The 22,389-nt window shown below is 69.6% G+C and carries 15 protein-coding genes; 8 read left to right on the top strand and 7 right to left on the bottom strand.

The window, feature by feature from the left end; all coding sequences use genetic code 11:
• Positions 1–141: 141 nt before the first annotated feature.
• The 4 genes from A7A76_RS08205 to A7A76_RS08190 form a co-directional block, all read right to left on the bottom strand.
• The gene (locus A7A76_RS08205; protein WP_206410735.1) at positions 142–411 is read right to left on the bottom strand and encodes a YcgL domain-containing protein; all 270 of its coding nucleotides are present in this window, start codon (positions 409–411) and stop codon (positions 142–144) included.
• A gap of 274 nt (positions 412–685) precedes the next feature.
• On the bottom strand, positions 686–2,308 hold the full coding sequence (locus A7A76_RS25565) for a S8 family serine peptidase (protein WP_241200811.1): 1,623 nt from the start codon (positions 2,306–2,308) through the stop codon (positions 686–688).
• Positions 2,309–2,633: 325 nt separating this feature from the next.
• Positions 2,634–3,641, bottom strand: coding sequence for a cytochrome d ubiquinol oxidase subunit II (gene cydB / locus A7A76_RS08195; RefSeq protein ID WP_428995109.1), 1,008 nt, complete (start codon positions 3,639–3,641; stop codon positions 2,634–2,636).
• A 28-nt stretch (positions 3,642–3,669) separates the two neighbouring features.
• On the bottom strand, positions 3,670–5,070 hold the full coding sequence (locus A7A76_RS08190) for a cytochrome ubiquinol oxidase subunit I (RefSeq protein ID WP_206410733.1): 1,401 nt from the start codon (positions 5,068–5,070) through the stop codon (positions 3,670–3,672).
• 879 nt (positions 5,071–5,949) lie between these two features.
• On the opposite strand from A7A76_RS08190, the gene A7A76_RS08185 reads away from it, so the two are divergent.
• From A7A76_RS08185 to hemF, 3 genes are all read left to right on the top strand, one after another.
• The gene (locus A7A76_RS08185; protein WP_206410732.1) at positions 5,950–8,340 is read left to right on the top strand and encodes a S9 family peptidase; all 2,391 of its coding nucleotides are present in this window, start codon (positions 5,950–5,952) and stop codon (positions 8,338–8,340) included.
• A 202-nt stretch (positions 8,341–8,542) separates the two neighbouring features.
• The gene (locus A7A76_RS08180; RefSeq protein WP_206410731.1) at positions 8,543–9,442 is read left to right on the top strand and encodes a TonB family protein; all 900 of its coding nucleotides are present in this window, start codon (positions 8,543–8,545) and stop codon (positions 9,440–9,442) included.
• A 96-nt stretch (positions 9,443–9,538) separates the two neighbouring features.
• Positions 9,539–10,453 (top strand): oxygen-dependent coproporphyrinogen oxidase, encoded by a 915-nt coding sequence (hemF, locus tag A7A76_RS08175; RefSeq protein ID WP_206410730.1) that lies wholly within the window; start codon positions 9,539–9,541, stop codon positions 10,451–10,453.
• A gap of 610 nt (positions 10,454–11,063) precedes the next feature.
• Here the strand turns inward: hemF and polA are convergent.
• Positions 11,064–13,829: a DNA polymerase I gene (gene polA / locus A7A76_RS08170; protein ID WP_206410729.1), complete on the bottom strand. Its 2,766-nt coding sequence runs from the start codon at positions 13,827–13,829 to the stop codon at positions 11,064–11,066.
• 129 nt (positions 13,830–13,958) lie between these two features.
• Between polA and A7A76_RS08165 the strand changes: the two genes are divergently transcribed.
• The 4 genes from A7A76_RS08165 to A7A76_RS08155 all read left to right on the top strand — a co-directional run bounded on the left by A7A76_RS08165 (position 13,959) and on the right by A7A76_RS08155 (position 16,015).
• Complete coding sequence (locus A7A76_RS08165) at positions 13,959–14,279, top strand: DUF2782 domain-containing protein (protein WP_206410728.1); 321 nt, start codon at positions 13,959–13,961, stop codon at positions 14,277–14,279.
• Between the two features lie 124 nt (positions 14,280–14,403).
• The gene (locus tag A7A76_RS08160; protein ID WP_206410727.1) at positions 14,404–14,832 is read left to right on the top strand and encodes a GNAT family N-acetyltransferase; all 429 of its coding nucleotides are present in this window, start codon (positions 14,404–14,406) and stop codon (positions 14,830–14,832) included.
• Between the two features lie 140 nt (positions 14,833–14,972).
• Complete coding sequence (locus A7A76_RS25845; RefSeq protein WP_277425799.1) at positions 14,973–15,107, top strand: hypothetical protein; 135 nt, start codon at positions 14,973–14,975, stop codon at positions 15,105–15,107.
• Positions 15,108–15,457: 350 nt separating this feature from the next.
• Positions 15,458–16,015, top strand: a complete 558-nt coding sequence (locus A7A76_RS08155) for a hypothetical protein (RefSeq protein WP_206410726.1) — start codon at positions 15,458–15,460, stop codon at positions 16,013–16,015.
• 91 nt (positions 16,016–16,106) lie between these two features.
• Here the strand turns inward: A7A76_RS08155 and A7A76_RS08150 are convergent, their stop codons facing one another.
• Positions 16,107–17,330 carry a phytase gene (locus tag A7A76_RS08150; RefSeq protein WP_428995108.1) on the bottom strand — a complete coding sequence of 408 codons (1,224 nt, stop codon included), beginning with the start codon at positions 17,328–17,330 and terminating at the stop codon, positions 16,107–16,109.
• Between the two features lie 174 nt (positions 17,331–17,504).
• On the opposite strand from A7A76_RS08150, the gene A7A76_RS08145 reads away from it, so the two are divergent.
• The gene (locus tag A7A76_RS08145; protein WP_206410724.1) at positions 17,505–19,856 is read left to right on the top strand and encodes a TonB-dependent receptor plug domain-containing protein; all 2,352 of its coding nucleotides are present in this window, start codon (positions 17,505–17,507) and stop codon (positions 19,854–19,856) included.
• A 168-nt stretch (positions 19,857–20,024) separates the two neighbouring features.
• Here A7A76_RS08145 and uvrD read toward each other — a convergent pair whose 3' ends face one another.
• On the bottom strand, positions 20,025–22,202 hold the full coding sequence (gene uvrD, locus A7A76_RS08140; RefSeq protein WP_206410723.1) for a DNA helicase II: 2,178 nt from the start codon (positions 22,200–22,202) through the stop codon (positions 20,025–20,027).
• Positions 22,203–22,389: the final 187 nt, after the last annotated feature.

Below are 22,389 nucleotides of genomic sequence, written 5' to 3'. Positions count from 1 at the left end.
GCCGGCTGCGCCAGCGCGCCGCCGAGCAGCGCGACGACCGCCCCCGCCGGCGTACCGCCGAAGCCGGTCGCCAGGGCCAGCGCCAGGCCGGCGGCCAGGGCGATGGCGAAGCCCTTGGACAGGGCGCGCGAGGTGGGGGCGTCAGGCATCGGGTTGCGCGGCCTCCGCGACGGGCGCGCCGGGCAGCGGCGGGAACTGCAGGTGGAAGCCGCGCGCGGCGAGATTCTCGCGCACCGTCGCGGCGTCGGCGCGGGCCAGCTTGCGCTCCGGGCCCAGCTCGACTTCGAGCACGAACTGCAGCGAACCCAGCTGCCGGAGAACGGGCTCGGGCACGCGCGCGAAATCGTCGCGCGCGCTCAGGAATACATAGGTGTCTGCCTTGCGGAGACTTTTGTAAACGTAGGCTTGCATGGGGCGGGCGGTACAGCCGGGGGAGACTGTTTTTATGCATCTGCAGATGCGATGCACAGCATACCCGCCCGTTCGGGCCGCGCGTACTTTCGCGTTCAGCGCGGGGCCCGTCCTGGGGTGGTAGGTCCGCAGGCCGCCGGCGCGTCCGGGCTCGGCGGCTGAACGAGCCGGCCTGCGCCTTGCGCCGTCCCCGGCCGAAGCCGGGGCGGCGATGGAGAGGTCGGGCCCGGCGGCGACGCGCGCCGCCGGGCGCCGAATCGGTTCGCCGGTCCGATCAGTTCGCCGAGGTGGCGGTCAGCCGGTCCAGGGCCTCGAACGCGCGGACCATGCCGAAGCCGTACTCGTTGTCGCGGCCCGGCGCGCCCAGATCCAGCGCGGTGGCGGTCAGCGCATCGCGCACCTGCGCCGGCGTCGCCGAGGGCTTGGCCGCGAACAGCAGCGCGGCCACGCCGGCGACGTGCGGCGAGGCCATCGAGGTGCCGCTCAGCACGGCATAGCTGTGGGTGTCGAAGACCGTGGCCGGATTGAGCGTCGCGACCTGCCCGGCCAGGCCGCGCAACGCCGCGCCGCTGCCTTGGCTGACCGCGACGCCGCTGATCCCGGCCGAACCGCTGACGCCGGTGCTGTAGGGGAACGGATCGGCGACGTTGTTGTACAGCACGATGCCCACGCCGCCGCCGGCCTTGACCGCGTCGATCTTCTGCTGGGTGGTGTTGTCGCCGCGCTCGCACAGCACGATCCGGCCGCTCCAGGCGCCGCCGGCGAGGCAGCGGCCGCCGTCGGCCAGCGCGCCGCTGACCGTGGTCGTCGCGGTACCCGCCATCGGCAGGTTCTCGAAGCGCGCCGTACCGACCTGCAACGCAGTGCCGGTCTTCGGATAGGTGCTGGACACGTCCACGCCCGGCGCGGCGATGTCGACCGCGTCGTTGAACTGCGAGAACGAAGCGCGCGCGCGGTTGCGGTCGACCGCCGCCACCGACAGCACGTTGGTATACGACGCCGGATAGCTCTTGCTGCTGTTGCCGGAGTTGCCGGCCGCCGCCACCGACAGCACGCCTTGGTTGAACAACTGGGTGAACGCGGTGTTCTCGGTCGTGCTCGACAGCGGACCGCCGAGGCTCATGTTGATGACCTTGGCGCCGGCCTGCTGGCAGCGCCGGGCCGCGTCGACCAGGCCCGAGCTGTAGGCGACGCCGCAGCTGGCGCCGTCGAAATACTTGACGATGTGCAGCGAGACCTTGCCCGGGCTGACCCCGATCACGCCCTTGCCGTTGTCGCCGACCGCGGCGATGGTGCCGGCGACGTGAGTGCCGTGGCCGCAGGTGTCGGTGTTCCAGGTGCGGCCGCTGGCGGCGGTGCCGCTCAGGGCGATGCCGGCGAAATCCTCGTGCGCCGCGCGCAGGCCCGAATCGATCACGCAGACCTTGACCCCGGTGCCGTCGGCGCCGGCGGCGACCGTGTCGGGCGCCTGCACCTGCGGCACGCCGTAGGGCACGAACTCGGCCAGCGGATAGCGCGGCACGTCCTGTTCGACGATCAGGTTCTTGTTCTTGCGCAACTGGGCCAGCACTTCGCTGGGCAGGGTCATGACCACGGCGTTGAGATCGTCGAACTGGTAATGCGTGGTGGCGCCGATCGCGCGCGCCGCGCGCGCGCCCTGGCCCGCCGCGACGGCGGCGTGCAGCGCGCCGACCTGTTGCTGGATCAAGGCGCTGATGCCGGCTTTCTGGCCCGCCGGATAGCGGATCCAGACGCGATTGGGATCGGCCTGCGGCGGCGCGGAAAACGACGCTTCCGCCGGCTCGGCGGCGATGGCCGCGCCGGCGCAGCCGAGCGAAAGCGCGGCGGCGAGTGCGGCGGCGAGCGAGTGGGGCGCGAACACGGTGGAAGCAGCCATTGCGTCGATTCCTTGTCGAATAGGTGAAGTGCGGCCGCGCGCGGGCGCAACGCAGCCACTCCAGCTAACGACGCCGGAAACCGGCGGACAAGGCGGAAAACCTCCACATCGGCGCCGATGCGGGCGATGCCAATCACAGTTCGATGCCTTCGTCGCGGCGTCCGAACGGCCGTGCGCGAACGATGCGAAGGCCGCCGATGCGGCCCTCGTGTTTACACAAAAAAACGTATTACGCCTGTCGCATGCACCGGGTGCGCAGCGCTGCGATAACGGCAGCGTGCATGCGCGATCGGGCCGACGCCGCGACGTTCGAACGCGCCGACGCTCAGTGATACCCGGCGTCGGCCGCGACCTTGCCGCGGAACACGCGATACGACCAATACGTGTAGCCCAGGATCGCCGGCAGCAGGATCACCATGCCGCCGAGCACGAACATCTGCGAGGAGCGCGCGGCGGACGCTTCCCACAAGGTCAGCCCGGGCACGATGTTCGGCCAGATGCCGAGCACCAGGCCGACGAAGCCGAGCACGAAGAAGCCCAGCGAATACAGGAACGGCGCGCCGTCGCGGTCCTCGCGCCGGACCGCGCGCCACAGCGCCCAGGCGTTGGCGATCACCAGCAGCGGCACCGGGAACAGCCAGTAGAAATTCCCGTCCTCGAACCAGCGCGCCATGATCCGCGAATCCAGGAACGGCAGCCACGCGCTGACCAGGCCGATGAACACGCTCACCACCAGCACCAGCGGCCTGGCCAGCGTCCGCGCGATGTATTGCAAGCGCCCGTCGGTCTTGAGCACCAGCCAGGTCGAGCCGAGCAGCGCGTAGCCGAACACCACCGCCGCGCCGGTCAGCATCGAGAACGGGCTGAACCAGTCGAACACGCCGCCGACGTACTTGCCTTCCTGCATCGGCATGCCCTCGACGATCGCGCCGAGGATCACGCCCTGGGCGAACGCGCAGAACAGCGAGCCCAGCGAGAACGCTGCGCCCCACGCGGCCTTGGCGCGCCGCGCCTTGAAGCGGAACTCGAACGCGACGCCGCGGAACACCAGCGCGATCAGCATCAGCAGCACCGGCAGGTACAGCGCCGACAGCACCAGCGAATACGCCTTCGGAAACGCGGTCAGCAGGCCGACGCCGCCGAGCACCAGCCAGGTTTCGTTGCCGTCCCAGATCGGCGCGGCGGTGTTCATCATGTGGTCGAGCTGTTTCTCGTCCTCGGCGAACGGCGCGAGGATGCCCAGGCCGAGCACGAAGCCGTCCAGCAGCACGTACATCAGCACGCCGAAGCCGATCACGCCGAACCAGATCACCGGCAGCCAGTAGTCCATCATCGCTCTCCGCCTCGCGGGTCGGCGGCGCTCACGCGCCGGCCTCGGTGGAATCGTCCGGCACCGACAGCGGCCGCGCCGGGGTCTTGTCGCCGTGCGCGCTGCGCGGCGGCGGTTCGTGCGGGTGCGGGCCCTTGCGGATCAGCTGGACCAGGTAGCGGAAGCCGGCGCCGAACACAGTGAGGTAGACGACCGCGAACACGATCAGCGAAGTCATCACGCTGGCCGCCTCGACCGGGCTGACCGCGTCGGCGGTGCGCAGCAGGCCGTAGATCACATACGGCTGGCGGCCGATCTCGACCACGTACCAGCCGGCCAGGATCGCGACGAAACCGCTCATGATCATCACCCGCCAGCCCCACAGCACCGCGCGCGACTGGTACAGGCGCTTGCGCCACAGCAGCCACAGCGAACACGCCACCAGCGCCAGCATCGCCACGCCCAGGCCGACCATGACCCGGAACGCGTAGAACACCGGCTTCACCGGCGGCCGTTCGCTCGCCGGCACCGACTTGAGCGGCTGGATGTCGCCGTCCAGGGTGTGGGTGAGGATCAGGCTGCCGAGCTTGGGAATCGCCACTTCCAGGTCGTTGCGCTCGGCCTTTTCGTCGGGCACCGCGAACAGGATCAGCGGCACGCCCTCGCCGGGCGGATTGGATTCCCAGTGCGCCTCCATCGCCGCGACCTTGATCGGCTGATGCTCGCGCGCGTTGAGCCCGTGCAGATCGCCGACGAACACCTGCGCCGGCACCGTGATCGCGGCGAACAGCACCGCCGCCTTGAGCATGCGCTTGCCGGCTTCGACATGGATGCCGCGCAGCAGGTACGACGCGCCGGTGCCGCCGATCACGAAGCAGGTGGTGATGAACGCGGCCAGCACCATGTGCGCGAGGCGGTACGGGAACGACGGGTTGAACACGATCGCCCACCAGTCCTCGGGCACGAACACGCCGTCGACGATGCGGTGGCCGGTCGGCGTCTGCATCCAGCTGTTGGCCGAGATGATCCAGAACGTCGAGATCAGCGTACCCAGCGCGACCATGCACGTCGCCAGGAAATGCATGCGCTCGCCGACCCGGTTCCAGCCGAACAGCATCACCCCGAGGAAAGTCGCTTCCAGGAAGAACGCGGTCAGCACCTCGTAGGACAGCAGCGGCCCGAGGATGCTGCCGGCCTGCTCGCTGAGCACCGCCCAGTTGGTGCCGAACTGAAAGCTCATGACGATGCCGGAGACCACGCCCATGCCGAAGGACACGGCGAAGACCTTGGTCCAGAAGAAGAACAGGTCGCGCCAGAGCGTGTCGCGGGTGCGCAGCCAGCGCCATTCGACGAAGGCCAGCCAACTGGCCAGGCCGATGGTGAAGGCCGGGAACAGGATGTGGAAGGAGATGACGAAGCCGAACTGGATCCGCGACAGCAGCAGGGCGTCCACGCGTGTTTGCCTCCACGGCGCGGTGTGCGCCGTCGGGTTCATTTTTGCGCCGCAGCATGCGCCGCGCGCGGCGGGTTCGTGGGAGCACTTAAACCGCAAAGGCGGTGAGCGCGGCGTGGTCGGCGTCCGAAACTGCGACATTCGGCGACTGGCGCCGACGCGGCGGCACGGCCGGCCGGGCGTTCGCCGGGCCGTCGACGAGTGCGCAGGCGGGCCCGGCGACCTCGACGCTGCGAAACGCGCGCGTGGCGCTGCGACAAACGGCGGCATGGGCCGTGTGTGTAGGAAACGGCGGATCGACGCAGATTGCCGTCTGTTTGCGCGAGGCCTGTTCCGCTGGTGCTGGTGCTGGCGCCGACTGTGGCGCCGGCACTGGCACCGTCGCCACCGCCAGGACGTCATGCCCGCGAAGGCGGGCATGACGGTGCAGGCAGGTTTCGCGGCGCCTCTTCCAGCTCGTCATCCCCATGCAAACGGGGAGCCGGAGACTTCAGCGCCATGCCAGGGCGAAGCCCGGACGCCGCCTTCGCGAGGACCGTCCTGACTGTGGGAGGGGCTTCAGCCCCGATGCTCTCGTTTCCGCTCGCGCCGAAGCATCGGATCGGAAAGCATCGGGACTGAAGTCCCTCCTACAAACCTCCGGTGCGGGGCGTTCCCGCCCCCCGGCGAGTCCGATCCCGACGCCCCGACCCGGCTCGCAACGCCCGAAACCACCGATCGCGCAAACCCTGCTTCGGCGTATCCATGCTTCACCTGCAAACCGGCGCAGAAAGCGGCGCTCATCGGCCCGAACCCGCCGCGCGCCCATGACCAACGACCGGCCCGCCGGCCCGCCGCGGGCTGCTACCCTGCCCCGTCTTTGTCCCAAGAGCCCGCTCGATGCGCCCCGCCTACGCCCGACTCGCCGCCCTGCCGCTGACCCTGCTCGCCAGCGCCGCCTTCGCCCAAAGCGCCGCGCCGCTGACCCTCGCCGACACCATGGCCGACCCGGACTGGATCGGTCCCCCGGTCGAACGCGCCTGGTGGTCGTGGGACGGCCAGCGCGTGCAGTACCAGCTCAAGCGCGACGGCGCGATCATCCGCGACACCTGGCAGACCAGCGCCGCCGGCGGCGCGCCGCAGCGCCTGGACGGCGCCGCGCGCAACGACATCGACGCGGTCAATCCGGTCTACGACGCCGCGCGCTCGCGCATGGCCTTCATCCGCAACGGCGACGTGTTCGTGCGCGACCTGCGCAGCGGCGCGCTGACCCAGGTCACCCGCAGCAACGAAACCGAATCGCGCCCGCAGTTCTCGCGCGACGGCAACCTGGTGTTCCGGGTCGACAACCAGTGGTTCCAGTGGCGCGCAGGCCAGGGCGTCAGCCAGGCCGCGCAGGTGCTGGCGCAGAACGACCCGGCCAAGGCGCCCAAGGCCGACGCGCTGCGCGATTACCAGCTCGCCACCATCGACACCTTGCGCAACGACCGCGCCCAGCGCGAAGCCTCGCGCGAGCAGGACGAAGCCTGGCGCAAGAGCGACCCGAGCCGCGCGCCGCGCGCGGTGTACCTGGGCAGCGACGTCGAGATCGTCGACACCGCGCTGTCGCCCGACGGCCGCTACCTGCTCGCCGTCACCCAGGACAAGAAGGGCGACGCCGGCACCGGCGGCAAGATGCCCAAGTACGTGACCGAATCGGGTTACGAGGAATTCGAGGAAGTGCGCACCCGCGTCGGCCGCAACGAACCGCTGCCGCAGAAGCTGTGGCTGGTCGAGGTGGCCACGGGCAAGTCCAGCGAACTCAAGTTCGACAAGCTGCCCGGCATTTCCGAAGACCCGCTGGCGGCGATGCGCAAGGCGGCGAAGAAGGACGCGCTCAAGGGCGATCGCCCGGTGCGCATCGAGACCGACGGCGACGGCCGCAACGCCGCGGTGCGCTGGAGCGACGACGGCCGCCACGCCGGCGTGCTGATCCGCGCCACCGACAACAAGGATCGCTGGATCGCCTCGGTCGATCTCGCCGGCGCCGCGCTGCAGGCCCGCCACCGCCTCAACGACAAGGCCTGGATCGGCTGGGACTACAACGACTTCGGCTGGCTGCCGGACGGCGGCCTGTGGCTGCTGTCGGAACAAAGCGGCTATTCGCACCTCTACGTCAGCGACGGCGGCGCGCCCAGGCCGATCACCTCGGGCAAGTGGGAAGTCTCCGACCCGCAGCTCGGCGCCGACGGCAAGACCTTCTTCTTCCTGTGCAACCGCAAGTGGCCGGGCGACTACGAAGTCTGCGCGGTCGACCGCAACGGCGGCGCCGTGCGCGAGGTCACCGCGCTCGACGGCGTGGAGAACTTCGCGCTCTCGCCCGACGGCCGCAAGCTGCTGGTGCGCTACTCCGAAAGCTACGTGCCGCCGCAGCTGGCGGTGGTCGATGCGACGGGCGAAGGCGCCGGCGAAGGGCGAGCCGTCAAGCTCACCGACACCCGCAAGGACGGCTTCAAGCAGCGCGAGTGGATCCAGCCCGAATACGTGCAGGTGCCGTCCAAGCACGGCGCCGGTACGGTCTGGGGCAAGTTCTACGGCCCGAAGAATTACGAGCCCGGCAAGAAGTACCCGATCGTGATGTTCGTGCACGGCGCCGGCTTCCTGCAGAACGTCAGCGAGCGCTACCCGAACTACTTCCGCGAGCAGATGTTCCACAACCTGCTGGTGCAGCAGGGCTACCTCGTGCTCGATCTCGACTACCGCGCCTCGCAAGGCTACGGCCGCGACTGGCGCACCGCGATCTACCGGCAGATGGGCCATCCCGAGCTCGAGGATTACCTGGACGGCCTGGACTGGCTGGTCGCCCACAAGCAGGGCGACGCCGACCGCGCCGGCATCTACGGCGGCTCCTACGGCGGCTTCATGACCTTCATGGCGCTGTACCGCGCGCCGGGCAAGTTCAAGGCCGGCGCCGCGCTGCGCCCGGTCTCGGACTGGTCGCAGTACAACCACGAATACACGTCCAACATCCTCAACACGCCCGAACTCGACCCCGAGGCCTACAAGAAGTCCTCGCCGATCGAATACGCCGCCGGCCTGCAGGACAACCTGCTGATCGCCCACGGCATGATCGACGACAACGTGTTCTTCAAGGACTCGGTGATGATGACCCAGAAGCTGATCGAACTGCGCAAGGACAAGTGGGAGATCGCCCCGTATCCGCTGGAGCGCCACGGCTTCGTCCATCCGGATGCGTGGTACGACGAGTACCGGCGCATTTACGAGCTGTTCGAGCGCACCTTGAAGAAGTGAGCCTGGGCCGCGGCGTCCCGAGCGGGCGCCGCGGCTGCCGCCGCTCCGGCGCGGCGCTATGATCGACGCCGTCCCGCCGCCGTGCAGCGGGCGCCATCGCGGCCGCGGGCCGCGCCGCCGGAGGAGCGTCGTGGCTTGGAAACGCAGTGCGTGTCTTGCGCGGCCGTTCTGCGGCGCGCGCGCCCGGCTTTTGCTCGCGCTGATGGCGGCCCTCGCCAGCCCGGCTGCGTTCGCCGCCGAGCCGCCGGCCAGCCGCACCGCGCTGATCGCCGGCTACCAGCCCGACGCCAAGCCGATGGAAGCCGCCTCGGTCGCCGCGATCTTCGACCTGCTGCGCCGCCGCAGCGGCCATGTGCTGGGTTATCGCTACGACAGCGCAAGCCAACACACCACGACGGTGGGCTTCGGCAACCGCCCGGAGCGCTGGACCTTCTTCCTGGCCGGCCACTGGGCCTCTCCCAGCGTCGTGCGCCGCCGCTACGAGCGCAGCGGAGAGGTCGACCGCGAATTGATCGCTTACCGCTGCGAGGCCGCCGCCACGGCCTGCGCGCGGCTGGCGAAGTCGCTGGCGCAGTTGCCGCCGCAGCACGTCTACGTGCCGCGCGCCGCGCGCTTGCGGCCGGGCGAGGAAATCGCCGTCTCCGCAGCGGTCCGCCGCAACGCCCAGCCGCCGCCCGACAAGCCTGTGCTGTCGGCGGCCGACTCGCCGCCGCGCCGGCCGGAACTGGTGGAAAGCGACTGCCTGTCCGACTTGCGTCCGCTCGCGCCGCCGGACTGCCCGCGCCAGCGCCTGCTCGCGCCGCAGCCGAAGTACCCGCAGCGCGAGCTGGTCGACCGGATCGCCGGCACCTCGACGGTGGTGTTCAAGGTCGACAGCCGCGGCATGGTGACCTGCGCCATGATCGAACGCAGCGGCGGCCAGCCCGCATTCGACGCGGCGGCGCTGCGGCTGGCGCAGGCGATGCTGTTCCGGCGCGAGGCCTGCCGCTCGGGCGAGCGGATCGTGCGCATGCGCATGCCGGTCGCGTTCGATCCCTCACAGCGCGAAGACGACGACACCGTCTTCCGGCGCCTGACGCCGGGCTCGACCCTGCCGCTGTGAGCATCGCCGCGCGAGCGACCGGGTCGGGTCGTCCGCGCCGCCTGGCTTGACCCGGATCAAATCCTACCCGCGACCGCCACCGCTAGAATGCGCGCCATGAACGACTTCGACCGCGTCCGCGACTACCTCTCCGGCCTGCAGGACCGCCTCTGCGCCGCCATCGAAACCGCCGACGGCGGCGCCGGCTTCAACGAAGACCCGTGGCAGCGCGCCGAGGGCGGCGGCGGCCGCACCCGCATCCTGCGCGGCGGCCGGGTGTTCGAGCAGGCCGGCATCGGCTTCTCCGACGTGTCCGGCAGCACGCTGCCGCCGTCGGCAAGCGCGGCGCGGCCGGAGCTGGCCGGCGCGTCCTGGCGCGCGGTCGGGGTGTCGCTGGTGTTCCACCCGCACAATCCCTACCTGCCCACCACCCACGCCAACGTGCGCCACTTCCGCGCCATGCGCGACGGCGAGACCGTGGCCTGGTGGTTCGGCGGCGGTTTCGACCTGACCCCGTTCTATCCCTTCGCCGAAGACGTGCGCCACTGGCACCGCACCGCGCGCGCGCTGTGCGAACCCTACGGCGGCGAGGAGCGCTACCAGGCGCACAAGCGCTGGTGCGACGAATACTTCTTCCTCAAGCACCGCGGCGAGACCCGCGGCGTCGGCGGCCTGTTCTTCGACGACCTGCACGGCGACTTCGAGCGCGACTTCGGCTATATGCGCGCGGTCGGCGACGGTTTCCTAGATGCCTACCTGCCGCTGGTGGCCAAGCGCCGCGACACGCCCTATGGCGAGCGCGAGCGCCAGTTCCAGTTGTACCGGCGCGGGCGCTACGTCGAATTCAATCTGGTGTTCGACCGCGGCACCTTGTTCGGCCTGCAATCGGGCGGGCGCACCGAATCGATCCTGATGAGCCTGCCGCCGCTGGTGCGCTGGGAGTACGGGTTCCAGCCGGAAGCGGACAGCGACGAGGCGAAGCTGGCGCAGTTCCTGGTGCCGCGCGATTGGCTGGGGGAAGACGCGGGCTGATTCGGGGCGGCGGCGGGGCTTCAGGCTCGCGTCGCATCTGCGTGTCGCGGTCGCGGCTCGCGCCGCTCCTACAGGGGCAGCCTTGGCCTCGATTCCGACTGTAGGAGCGACGCGAGTCGCGACCGCGGGGTATCGAGATCGCGCCGCAACCGCATAGTCCCGCCGCGACCCTGCCGCTCCCACCGCGCCGGATTGGAATTTCTAAATTTTTCCAAGCCCCACGCAAAACCTATCGCATTTGCTTTGTGAGCGCTTTCGTTTAATCGCGTTGTTATCTGCGACTGCGAATATTCACTCGGCGGCGCGGGCAAAACCGCTCGCGCGGCAAAACAAAAGCCGCTGCGCGAACGCAGCGGCTTTTGGCCGGAAAATAAAAAGCCCCGCGGGCAGGGGGGGCCGGCGGGGCTGGTGGAGCGAGACCTGGGGAGGGGTCGTTCGCTCCGGGGGATCACTCCAGGGGAGGGAGAGATCGGCGACAGACGTTGCATCTGTCGCGACCTATATGACCATCCGGCACATGGATAGTTCGTGAAGATCCGAGTTAATAAATTGTTGGATTCAGGACCGATTCATTAAACCAAGCCCAGCAAAATCAAGGGCTTCCAGATAATCAATGCGCTTCGTCCCAATTAATACCGACGCCGCTGTCGACGACCAGCGGCACGCGCAGCGTGGCGGCCGCCGACATCCGGCGTGAGGCCTGCGCCAGCAGTTCCGGCACGAAGCTCTCCTCGGCCTCGAACACCAGTTCGTCGTGCACCTGCAGGATCATCAGCGCGCGTTCGCGATGGTCGGCCAGCCAGCCGTCGATGTCGATCATCGCGCGCTTGATGATGTCGGCCGCGGTGCCCTGCATCGGCGCGTTGATCGCCGCGCGTTCGGCGCCGGCGCGCAGGCCCTGGTTGGAGGCCTTGATGTTCTCCAGGTACAGGCGGCGGCCGAACACGGTCTCGACGTAGCCGTTCTCGCGCGCGTCCTGGCGGGTGCGCTCCATGAAGTCGCGCACGCCGGGATAGCGGCTGAAGTACAGCGCGATGTAGTCCTGCGCCTCGCCGCGGCCGATGCCGAGCTGGCGCGCCAGCCCGAACGCGCTCATGCCGTACATCAGGCCGAAGTTGATCGCCTTGGCGGCGCGGCGCTCGTTGCTGCTGACTTCGTCCAGCGATTTCTTGCCGAAGACTTCCGCGGCGGTGGCGCGGTGCACGTCGGCGCCGGATTCGAACGCGCGCACCAGGCCTTCGTCCTGCGACAGGTGGGCCATGATGCGCAGTTCGATCTGCGAGTAGTCGCAGGCCACCAGCTTGCGGCCGGCGGGGGCGACGAAAGCGCGGCGGATGCGGCGGCCGTCCTCGGTGCGGATCGGGATGTTCTGCAGGTTCGGGTCGCTCGACGCCAGCCGCCCGGTCGCCGCGCCGGCCTGGTGATAGCTGGTGTGCACGCGGCCGGTGTGCGGGTTGACCATCTCCGGCAGCTTGTCGGTATAGGTGCTGCGCAGCTTGGCCAGGCCGCGGTACTCCAGGATCACCCGCGGCAGTTCGTGCTGGTCGGCGATCGCCTCCAGCGCTTCTTCGTTCGTGCTCGGCTGGCCGGTCGGGGTCTTCACCAGCACCGGCAGCTTGAGTTCGTCGAACAGCAGCGCCTGCAATTGCTTGGGCGAATCCAGGTTGAAGCTGCGCCCGGCCAGCTCGGTCGCCTTCATCTGCGCCTCGAGCATGCGCTTGCCCAGGTTCTGCGATTGCCGGCGCAGCTCGTCGCCGTCGATCATCACCCCGTTGGCCTCGACCCGCGCCAGCACCGGCACCAGCGGCATTTCGATCTCGCGGTAGACCTTCTCCAGCGCCGGCTCGGCCGCCAGCCGCGCGCCGAGCACGCGGTGCAGGCGCAGGGTCACGTCGGCGTCCTCGGCGGCGTAATTGGTCGCATCGTCGATGGCGACCTGCGAGAACGGGATCTGCTTGGCGCCCTTGCCGGCCACGTCGCTGTACTTGATCGTGTCGTAGCCCAGGTAACGCTTGGCCAGCGAATCCATGTCGTGGCGGCTGGCGGTGGCGTTGTAGACGAAGCTTTCGAGCATGGTGTCGTCGGCGTAGCCGGCCACCTCGACGCCGTGGCGGCGCAGCACGTGCAGGTCGTACTTGCCGTGCTGCCCGAGCTTGCGCCGGGCCGGGTCGGCGAACACCGGGCGCAGCGCCGCCAGCACCGCCTCGCGGTCGAGCTGGGCCGGCGCGCCGGGATAATCGTGGCCGAGCGGAATGTACGCCGCGCGGCCGGTTTCGCTGGCGAAGCTCAGGCCGACCAGGTTGGCCTGCATCGGGTCGAGCGAATCGGTTTCGCTGTCGAAGGCGAACTCCTCGATCGCCTGCAGCGAAGCGACCAGCGCGTCGAGCTGCGCCTGCTCGGTCACGGCTTGGTACTCGCCCTTGACCGCCAGGGCCGCATCCGGCGTCTCGGCCGCGCCGCCGCCGCGGGCGTGGCCGGCGGCGGTGGCGCGCAGGCCGGCGCGGTCGCTGGCGATATCGTTGGCGGTGCCCGCGCCTTCCAGCTCGCGCAGCGCCTGCTTGAAGCCGTAGCGCGCGTACAGGCCGCGCAGCGCGTCGGCGTCGCGCTCGCGCAGGGCCAGCTGGTCCGGGCCGCGTTCGAGCTCGACGTCGGTCTTGATCGTCGCCAGCTGGCGGTTCAGCGGCAGCCGTGCCAGCGCGGCGCGCAGGTTGTCGCCGATCTTGCCCTTGATCTGGCCGGCGTGTTCGATCACCCCGTCGAGGCTGCCGTACTCGCCCAGCCACTTGGCCGCGGTCTTGGGCCCGCACTTCTCCACGCCGGGGATGTTGTCGACGCTGTCGCCCATCAGCGACAGCAGGTCGACGATCTGGTCCGGGCGCACGCCGAACTTGTCGATCACCGCCGCATCCGAATCCATGCGGCTGCCGCTCATGGTGTTGACCAGGATCACCCCCGGACGCACCAGCTGGGCGAAGTCCTTGTCGCCGGTGGAGATGGTGACGTCGATCCCGTCCTGGCTCGCGCGCAGGGCCAGGGTGCCGATCACGTCGTCGGCCTCGACCCCGTCGATGCGCAGGATCGGGATGCCCAGCGCCTCGACGATCTCGCACATCGGCAGCACCTGCGCGCGCAGGTCGTCGGGCATCGGCGGGCGGTTGGCCTTGTAGTTCGGGTCGAGATCGTCGCGGAAGGTCTTGCCGGGCGCGTCGACCACGAAGGCCACATAGTCCGGCCGTTCGTTCAAGGTCGCGCGCAGCATGTTGACCACGCCGAACAGCGCGCCGGTGGGTTCGCCGGCGTCGTTGCTCAGCGGCGGCAGCGCGTGGAAGGCGCGGTAGAGGTAGCTGGAACCATCGATAAGGACGAGTCGTTTCATGGCGGGGATTCTACGCCCTGGCGTCTCAGCGGCGCGGACGCCGCGGCACGAGCCGGCGGGAGCCGCGCCGATGCGCACGCTTAACGGCCGCGCGGCGTATCCTGTGGCCCTGGACCACGGAGAACCACCATGCGCGCCCCCCTCGCCCCTCATGCCGCCCTGGCCGTCGCCGCGCTGCTGGCGCTGGCCGGCTGCGCCTCCGCCGGCGGCGCCGCCCGGGCCGCCGATCCCACCGCCGGGCTCAGCAACGCCGAAGTGCGCACGCACACGGTCGAGAACGGCGACACCATCGAGGAATACCGCGTCGCCGGCCAGCTGCGCGTGGTCAAGGTGGTGCCGGCGCGCGGCCCGATCTATTACCTGGTCGACGAGAACGGCGATGGCCGGCTGGATAGCAGCAAGGGCGAAGGCACGGTGTCGCCGGTGTATTTCAAGTTGTTCAGTTGGTGACGCGGTTGCAGCAGGAGGTGGCGGATGGGAGATGGGAGATGGGAGATAGGAGATAGGAGATAGCGAGGGGCGGTTTGCGCTGCTTTCGCTATCTCCTATCTCCCATCCGCTAACTTCCAGCCCCATGATCACCATCCGCACCCTCAGCGGCGATGCCGACCTGCGCGCCGTCTGGCCGCTGGTTTCGCAGCTGCGCCCGGAATTCGACGAGGATCGCTTCGTCGCCCAGATGCATCGCCAGATCGCCCAGGGCTGCCGCGCCACGGTCGCCTTCGACGAGGACGGCGCGCCGCGCGCGTTCGCCTGCTGGCGGGTGATGGAGATGCTGGCGGTGGGCCTGCACGTGTACGTGGACGATCTGATCGTCGACCAGACCGTGCGCAGCCGCGGCTACGGCAAGGCGATGCTCGACTGGCTCAAGGCCGAGGCCAAGCGGCTGGGCTGCGCGCGGCTGCAGTTGGACTCGGGCACGCAGCGGCAGGATGCGCATGCGTTCTATCTGCGCGAACGGCTGCGGATCGAGGCGTTTCACTTCGGGGTGCCGTTGGACTGACGTGGCGGCATTGCGCTGAAGCCTCTGGATCCCCGCCTTCGCGGGGATGACGGCTTCAAGCGGCGCGGAAAAACCGGTTTGCCGCGTAACCCACCTCTCGTCATGCCCGCGAAGGCGGGCATCCAGGGCTTCATCGCGGCATGACTCTGAAGTCTCTGGATCCCCGCATTCGCGGGGATGACGGCATACAGCGGCACGGCGAAACCCGCCTGCCGCGCAACCCACCTATCTTCATTCCCGCGAAGGCGGGCATCCAGGGCTTCATCGAGGCATGACTCTGAAGTCTCTGGATCCCCGCATTCGCGGGGATGACGGCTTCAAGCGACGCGGAAAACCGATTTGCCGCGCAACCCACCTATCGTCATGCCCGCGAAGGCGGGCATCCAGGGCTTCGTCGAGGCATGGCCCTGAAGTCTCTGGATCCCCGCCTGCGCGGGGATGACGGTCAGGAAGAAACGTCGCGAAAGCGGATCGCCGCCTCAGGCAACGACGGAACTGCGCGCATCCCGCCTTCGATCGCCTGCGCCGCTTTGCCGACCCAGGCCGCCCGGCACGCGCGTTCCGGCGGCGGGCCTGCTAGGGTGGCGCGTGCCCACAGGGGGCGACTACTGCAGGGATGGAGTCGATGACACGCATGCCCGGTTTGCGCGCTGTCTGCGTTGGCGGTTTGTCCCTGGCGCTCGCCGCGCTGCTCGCCGCCTGCGGCGAACCGGCGGCCAATGTCGCCGAGCCCAAGGCCTACGACCGCCTCGGCGTGCAGGTGCAGATTCCCGGCAACTGGAAGCTCGCCGACGACCAGCGCCTGGGCGGCGTGCACTACCTCACCGTGGAAAGCCCGGGCACGGCGGTGTTCATCGCCATGGTCCAGTCCGACCGCAACCGCGAGCTGGAAGAATTCGCCCGCAGCTTCTCGGCCGAAGCCGACAAGCAGTTGCCCAACGCGCTGGAGCATCAAGCCCGCTTCGATCTGTCGGCGTTCGACCAGGGCACCATCCGCGAGCACTACACCGTCAGCCTCGGCGGGGTGAAAGTGCCGCACCTGCGCGAATACCACAAGATCACCGGCGCGCGCCGCACCGCGTTCCTGATCACCCAAAGCGCCGACGAGGATCAGGCCCAGGCCAGGCCGGGCTTCGACCTGATGCTGAAGTCGTTCAAGCTCAACGAAGCCTCGGGTGGCTGAAGGCTGGGAGATAGCGGATAGGAGTTAGGAGGTAGGAAACGCTCCGACGCGCCTTCGCTATCTCCTAACTCCTATGCGCTATCTCCTAAGATCAGGCTTCGCAGCGGCTGCGCAGCCCCAGCGCGCGCGCGACGTCGCGCCAATCGAACGCGCCCACCGCCCGATCGTCGTGGACGGCGTAGAACACGCCGTCGGGGAAACGCACCGAGCCGGCCTGCTGCAGCCACACGCCGTCGGTGTTGCCGACGCTGCGGCCGGCGAACGCGCCCAGGTGCTGCAAGGTGGCGCGGTCGAACACGTGGAACAGGCTGCGGTCCTTGTACTGGTCGGTGGCGATCCAGTAGCCGCTGCCGTCCGCGCACTGCCACAGCGCGATGCCTTCGGCCTGGGCCTTGAACAGCTCGCGGCCGAGGGTGCGGCCGCGGTAGCGGCCGTCCAGGCCGTATTCGCGCAGCGCGGTGCCGGTGGCGAGGTCTTCCTCGGCGATCAGCAGGCGATCGTGGGCGGGATCGCCCCACACCGACTCGGGCACGCGGATCGCGCCATCGGCGCTGGTGTCGCCGAACGCGCCGAGGCTGCGTACTTGCGGCGCGCCGTCGCCGACGCGCAGTTCGTAGCGCTGCAGGCGCCGGCCCAGCCGCTCCGGCGGCGGCACGATCGCCTCGCCGGCGGCATCTTCGCCGGCCATGTAGGCATCGGTGACGATGGCCTCGAGCGTGCCCGGCCCGCTCTGGCGCACCCACAGGCCGTAGGGCTGCTGCAGTTCGGCCTGGCCGAACGCGGCCAGCGGGCGCAGTTGCGGCGTGCGCCGGTCGGCCACGCCGGTTTTCGCGCTGCGCGCCGGCGGCAGCGACAGTTGCAGCACCTGCACGCGGCGATTGTCGCGTTCGACCACGAAGGCCAGGTCGCCGAGCACGGCGATGCCGTTGGGGCGGCGGAACTGGCCCAGCGCGGATCCGCTGCGGCCGTAGCGGCCGGCGCGCTCGCCGTCGTCGCCGTCGTAGATCGCCAGCGCATCGCCCTGCTTGGCCGTCGCCAGCAGCCACAGGCGACCGTTGGGCGCGCGCCAGATCGCCGGCGAATCGAGGTTGTCCTGCGGCGTGGCCGCGGTCAGGAACGCTTCGGCCACGGTCTCATGGGCGATGCCGGCCTGCGCCGGGCGTTGGTCGCGCTCGCCCTGCCCGGCATCGGCTGCGATGGCCGGCGCCGGCGCGCCGGCGTCGCTGCGCGCGGCTTGCGGCGTGGCGCAGCTGACCAGGGCGGCCACGGCCGCGGCCGTCGCGAGGCCGGCGGCGAGAACGGAACATTTCGGCATGCGCGATACCCGGATTGCGTAGACGACGAAGGCCTTCCCCTGCCGCCGTTATAGAACCCGCGCGTGCCGCTTTGATGACAGGCGCACCGTTCGTCGCTTGCGCCCCCGTCCGGTCATCGTGCTGCCATCGCCCGCACTTACAACGCTCGCCAACTTTCGCCCGGCGAGTGTTCGATGCGCAGCCTGCAGTCCATCCCGTTCCGCCGCCGCCACGCGCTGTGCGCCGCGCTGCTCGCCGCCTGCGGTTCGCCCGCGCTCGCCGCCGAAGCCGAACTCGAGAACGAGCGCCGCGCCACCGAACTCGACCGCGTCACCGTAACCGGCGACATCGCCTACCGCGACCGCAGCTACGCCACCGCGCCGACGCTGAGCTACGGCCTGGATTATTTCCAGCGCTTCGAACCGCTGACCGTCGGCGACATGCTCAAGCGCGTGCCCAGCGTCGGCTTCGTCTCCGACGTGCTCGAATACGACGGCGCGCGCCTGCGCGGCCTGGATCCGGGCTACACCCAGATCCTGATCAACGGCAAGAAGGTGCCCGGCGCCGGCGGCGACCGTTCGTTCTATGTCGACCGCATTCCGGCCGAACTGGTCGAACGCATCGAGATCGTGCGCAGTCCCAGCGCCAACCGCTCCGGCGATGCGGTCGCCGGCGCGCTCAACATCGTGCTGCGCGACGCCTACGAATTCGACGGCGGCTACCTGCGCGCCGGCGCGATGCATTTCGACGATGGCAAGACCAAACCGGTGCTCGGCGCGGTCGGCAGCGGCGAATTCGCCGGCGGCCGCCTGCTCGGCGGGGTCAACGTGCAGGGCCGGCACAATCCCAAGCGCAAGCGCAGCGACCGCTTTGAAGCGCCGGGCGGCGACTTCGTCGATCGCGAAGACCAGAGCGACGTGCGCGACGGCACCGACACCTCCGGCAACCTCTCCTACACCCGCGACCTCGGCGCCGGCCGGCTGCGCCTGGACGGTTTCTACGTGCGCACCGACCGCACCGAGACCGAGCATTCGCGCGAATACGACCACGCCTCCAGCCGCGCGCGCGAGCGTTTGCTGTCGGTCAACGACCAGAACGTCGACATCGACCAGAAGAACCTGGTGCTGGGCGCGTCGTACGACTTCGCGATGGCCGGCGGCCGCAGCGAGATCGACCTGGGCTACGCCCGCTTCGACGACGCCCGCTTCGACACCGAGCAGGAAACCGGCTACGACAACGAGGATTCGCCGCCGTCGTTCGACGGTTTCGAAGGCACTCGCGTCCTCACCGATGCGCGCGACCGCGAGTTCAGTCTCAAGCTCGCGCACAAGCGCGAGTTCGGCGCGACCCGGTTCGAATTCGGCATCGACGGCGTGGACAAGCGCCGCGACAACTCGCTGCGCACCAGCGAGGTCGAGGCCAGGAAGGAAGGCCAGCCGCTGCCGCCGTACGTCGAATTCGACCGTCAGCGCAGCCGCATCCAGGAGCGCCGCGCCGATCCCTACGCGATGCTGTCGGGCAAGAACGGGCGCATGGATTGGGAAACCGGCCTGCGCTACGAAACCACCCGCGCCAGGATCGATCTGCGCAGCGAAGACGACGCGCCTGCGCTGCGCCAGGACAAGGACTACGAGCTGCTGCTGCCTTCGGCGCACCTGCGCTTCAACCTCACCGAGCACGACCGTTTCAGCGCCTCGCTGGCGCGCAGCGTGCGCCGGCCGGACTTCGACAAGCTGCTGCCGCTGACTCTGCAAGGCGAGTACGGCGACAACGATTTCGTCGGCAACCCGCTGCTGCGCCCGGAAACCGCGTGGGGCCTGGACCTGGGCTACGAGCGCCGGCTCGGCCGGCGCGGCGTGGTCGGGCTGAACCTGTTCTACCGCAAGGTGCGCGATCTGATCGAGATCGCCGGCACCGGCCGGCCGAGCGCGAAGTCGCTGGAAGACCATTCCGAGGCGGTCGAGGAATTCCTCGACGAACACCCCGGCGCCGGCCCGGCCACGCCGGGCTATCCCGCGTTCGATCCGGACAGCTTCGTGTTCACCGCCGCCAACGTCGGCGACGGCGCGGCCTGGGGCGCCGAGTTCGACCTGTCCACGCCGCTGACCGCGCTGGGCCTGGAGCACACCGGCGTGTTCCTCAATTACTCGTGGCTGGACAGCGAGGTCGAAGACGAATTCGGCAAGCGCCGCTTCAACAACCAGCCGCGCTTCGTGCTCAACCTCGGTTTCATCCAGGATCTGCCGGAGTGGGGCGTGTCGTTCGGGGCGAGCTACCGGCGCCAGGGCGGCGCGTACTCGCGCGTGCTCGGCGAAGAAGTGAGCACCGATTACGGCGCCGACCTGGAAGCGTTCGTGGAGAAGCGCTTCGGCTCGCGGATCGCGGTGCGGCTGACCGGGTCGAACCTGCTCGACGCCTCGAAGGATGAGGCGTTCCACAAGTTCGACACTTTCGGCGATCAGGTCGGGCGCGATTACGACGAGTACGAGCGCGAAACGGAGACGGCGGGGCCGGTGTATCAGTTGACGGTGCGGTACGCGTTCTGAGGCGGCCCGGCGTGCGGGTGCGCGCGCGCAATCGGTTTCGCGGCGGTTGGGGGATGGCGGTCGCGGCTTGCGCCGCTCCTACAGGGGCTTCGGATCGATCCGGGCTACCTGTAGGAGCGGCGCAAGCCGCGACCGCGAAACCACAGCTACCGCGTCAGCCAGCCACGCTCAAGCCGGCTGCAGATTCGCATAAGCCAGCACCAGCCACTTGCTGCCGACATCGTCGAAGTTCACCTGCACCCGCGCATGCGCGCCGTCGCCTTCGTAGTCGGTCACCGTGCCGATGCCGAAGGTGCCGTGGCGGACCTGCGCGCCGAGCTTGATCGGCGACTCGTCGATGCGCGCATGGCCCATGTCGCGGCGCGGCGCGGCGCGGTACATCGGCCGCGACACCTGCACCTTCGGCCGCACTTCGTTGAGCAGCGGCGAGGGGATCTCGCGCAGGAAACGCGAGGGCACCCCGTACATGTCCATGCCGTGGATGCGGCGGGTCTCGGCGTAGCTCAGCACCAGCTTCTCGCGCGCGCGGGTGATGCCGACGTAGGCCAGCCGGCGCTCCTCTTCCAGGCGCCCGGATTCCTCGGTCGAACGCCCGCTCGGGAACAGCCCCTCTTCCAGCCCGCCGAGGAACACCAGCGGGAATTCCAGGCCCTTGGCGCTGTGCAGGGTCATCAGCTGCACGCCGTCCTCGTCGGCCTGGGCCTGGCCTTCGCCGGCCTCGAGCGCGGCGTAGCTTAGGAACGCGATCAGCTCGGGCATGTCCGCGGCCTCGTCCTCGTCGCTGCGGCTGAAGCGCGAGGCCACCGAGACCAGTTCGTCGAGGTTGTCGGTGCGCGAGTCGAGCTGGCCGCGCGACTCGTTGGCGTAGTGATCGCGCAGGCCCGAGCGCTGCAGCACGTGGTCGATCTTCTCCTGCAGCGGCATCTCGGCCACATCGGCCTGCATGGTGTCGATCATCAGCGCGAAGCCGGCCAGGGCGTTGCGCGCGCGCGCGGCCAGCGCGGTCTCGGCGGCGACCCGGCGCGCGCCTTCCCACAGCGGCACCGCATCGGCGCGGGCGCGCTTGCGCACCTCGTCCAGGGTGCGCTCGCCGATGCCGCGGGTGGGCGTGTTGACCGCGCGCTCGAACGCGGCATCGTCGGCGCGGTTGGCGATCAGGCGCAGGTAGGCCAGGGTGTCCTTGATTTCGGCGCGCTCGAAGAAGCGCTGGCCGCCGTAGACGCGGTAAGGCACCTGCTCGGACAGCAGCGCCTCTTCGAACGCGCGCGACTGGGCGTTGCTGCGGTAGAGCACGGCCACATCGCCGTAGCTGCCGCCGTCGCGCACCCACTGGCGCAGGCGCTCGACCACGAAGCGCGCCTCGTCCATCTCGTTGTAGGCCGCGTACAGGTCGATCGATTCGCCGTGGCCGGTATCGGTCCACAGCTTCTTGCCCAGGCGGTCGGGGTTGTGGGCGATGACCGCGTTGGCGGCTTCCAGGATGTTGCCGCTGGAGCGGTAGTTCTGCTCCAGGCGGATGGTCTGGGCATCGGGGAAATCGCGCAGGAAGCGCTGCACGTTCTCGACCTTGGCGCCGCGCCAGCCGTAGATGGCCTGGTCGTCGTCGCCGACCACGAACACGTGGCCGCTGTCGCCGGCGAGCACGCGCACGAACGCGTACTGGATCGCGTTGGTGTCCTGGAACTCGTCGACCAGGATCTCGCGGAAGCGGTTGCGGTAATGCGCCAGCAAGGCCGCGTTGTCGCGCAGCAGTTCGTGCGCGCGCAGCAGCAGTTCGGCGAAATCGACCAGGCCGGCGCGCTCGCAGCGCTCCTGGTAGGCCTCGTAGCAGCGCAGCATCGCGTCCTGCCAGTCGTCGCCGCCGGGCTGGATGTTGCGCGGGCGCCGGCCCTCGTCCTTCTGCGCGTTGATCCACCAGGCGATCTGGCGCGGCGGGAAGCGGGTTTCGTCGAGCTCCAGCGCCTGCACCACGCGCTTGACCAGGCGCAGCTGGTCGTCGCTGTCGAGCACCTGGAAGCCTTCGGGCAGCTTGGCCTCCTGCCAGTGCAGGCGCAGCAGGCGGTGGGCCAGGCCGTGGAAGGTGCCGATCCACATGCCGCGGGCGCCGCGCGCGAGCTGCGCGTCGACGCGCGCGCGCATCTCGCCCGCCGCTTTGTTCGTAAAGGTCACCGCGAGGATGCCGTGGGTCGGCACGCCGATCACTTCGTTGAGCCAGGCGATGCGATGGGTCAGCACGCGGGTCTTGCCGCTGCCGGCGCCGGCGAGGACCAGATAATGCCCCGGCGGCGCCGAAACGGCTTCGCGCTGGGCCGGATTTAGAGCGTCGAGCAAATGCGATACGTCCATGCGGCTATTGTAGCGGCGAAGGCGCGGGAACCCGGCCGCGCGGCGAGGTGGCGATGACCCGGATGCATCCGCCGAACCGGCTCAACGGGCCGATCCGGCAAGCCTGCGCCTGTCTGGCCGCGCTCGCGCTGGCCTGGGCGGCGCCCGTCGCCGCGCAGGCGCCCGCGGCGGCGAGCGCGGCGGCTGC

Source organism: Lysobacter enzymogenes (assembly GCF_017168095.1).
Taxonomy (GTDB): Bacteria; Pseudomonadota; Gammaproteobacteria; order Xanthomonadales; family Xanthomonadaceae; genus Lysobacter; species Lysobacter enzymogenes_D.
The sequence above is the reverse complement of the archived record's forward strand: the minus strand, read 5'-3'. Positions and strand labels throughout refer to the sequence as shown.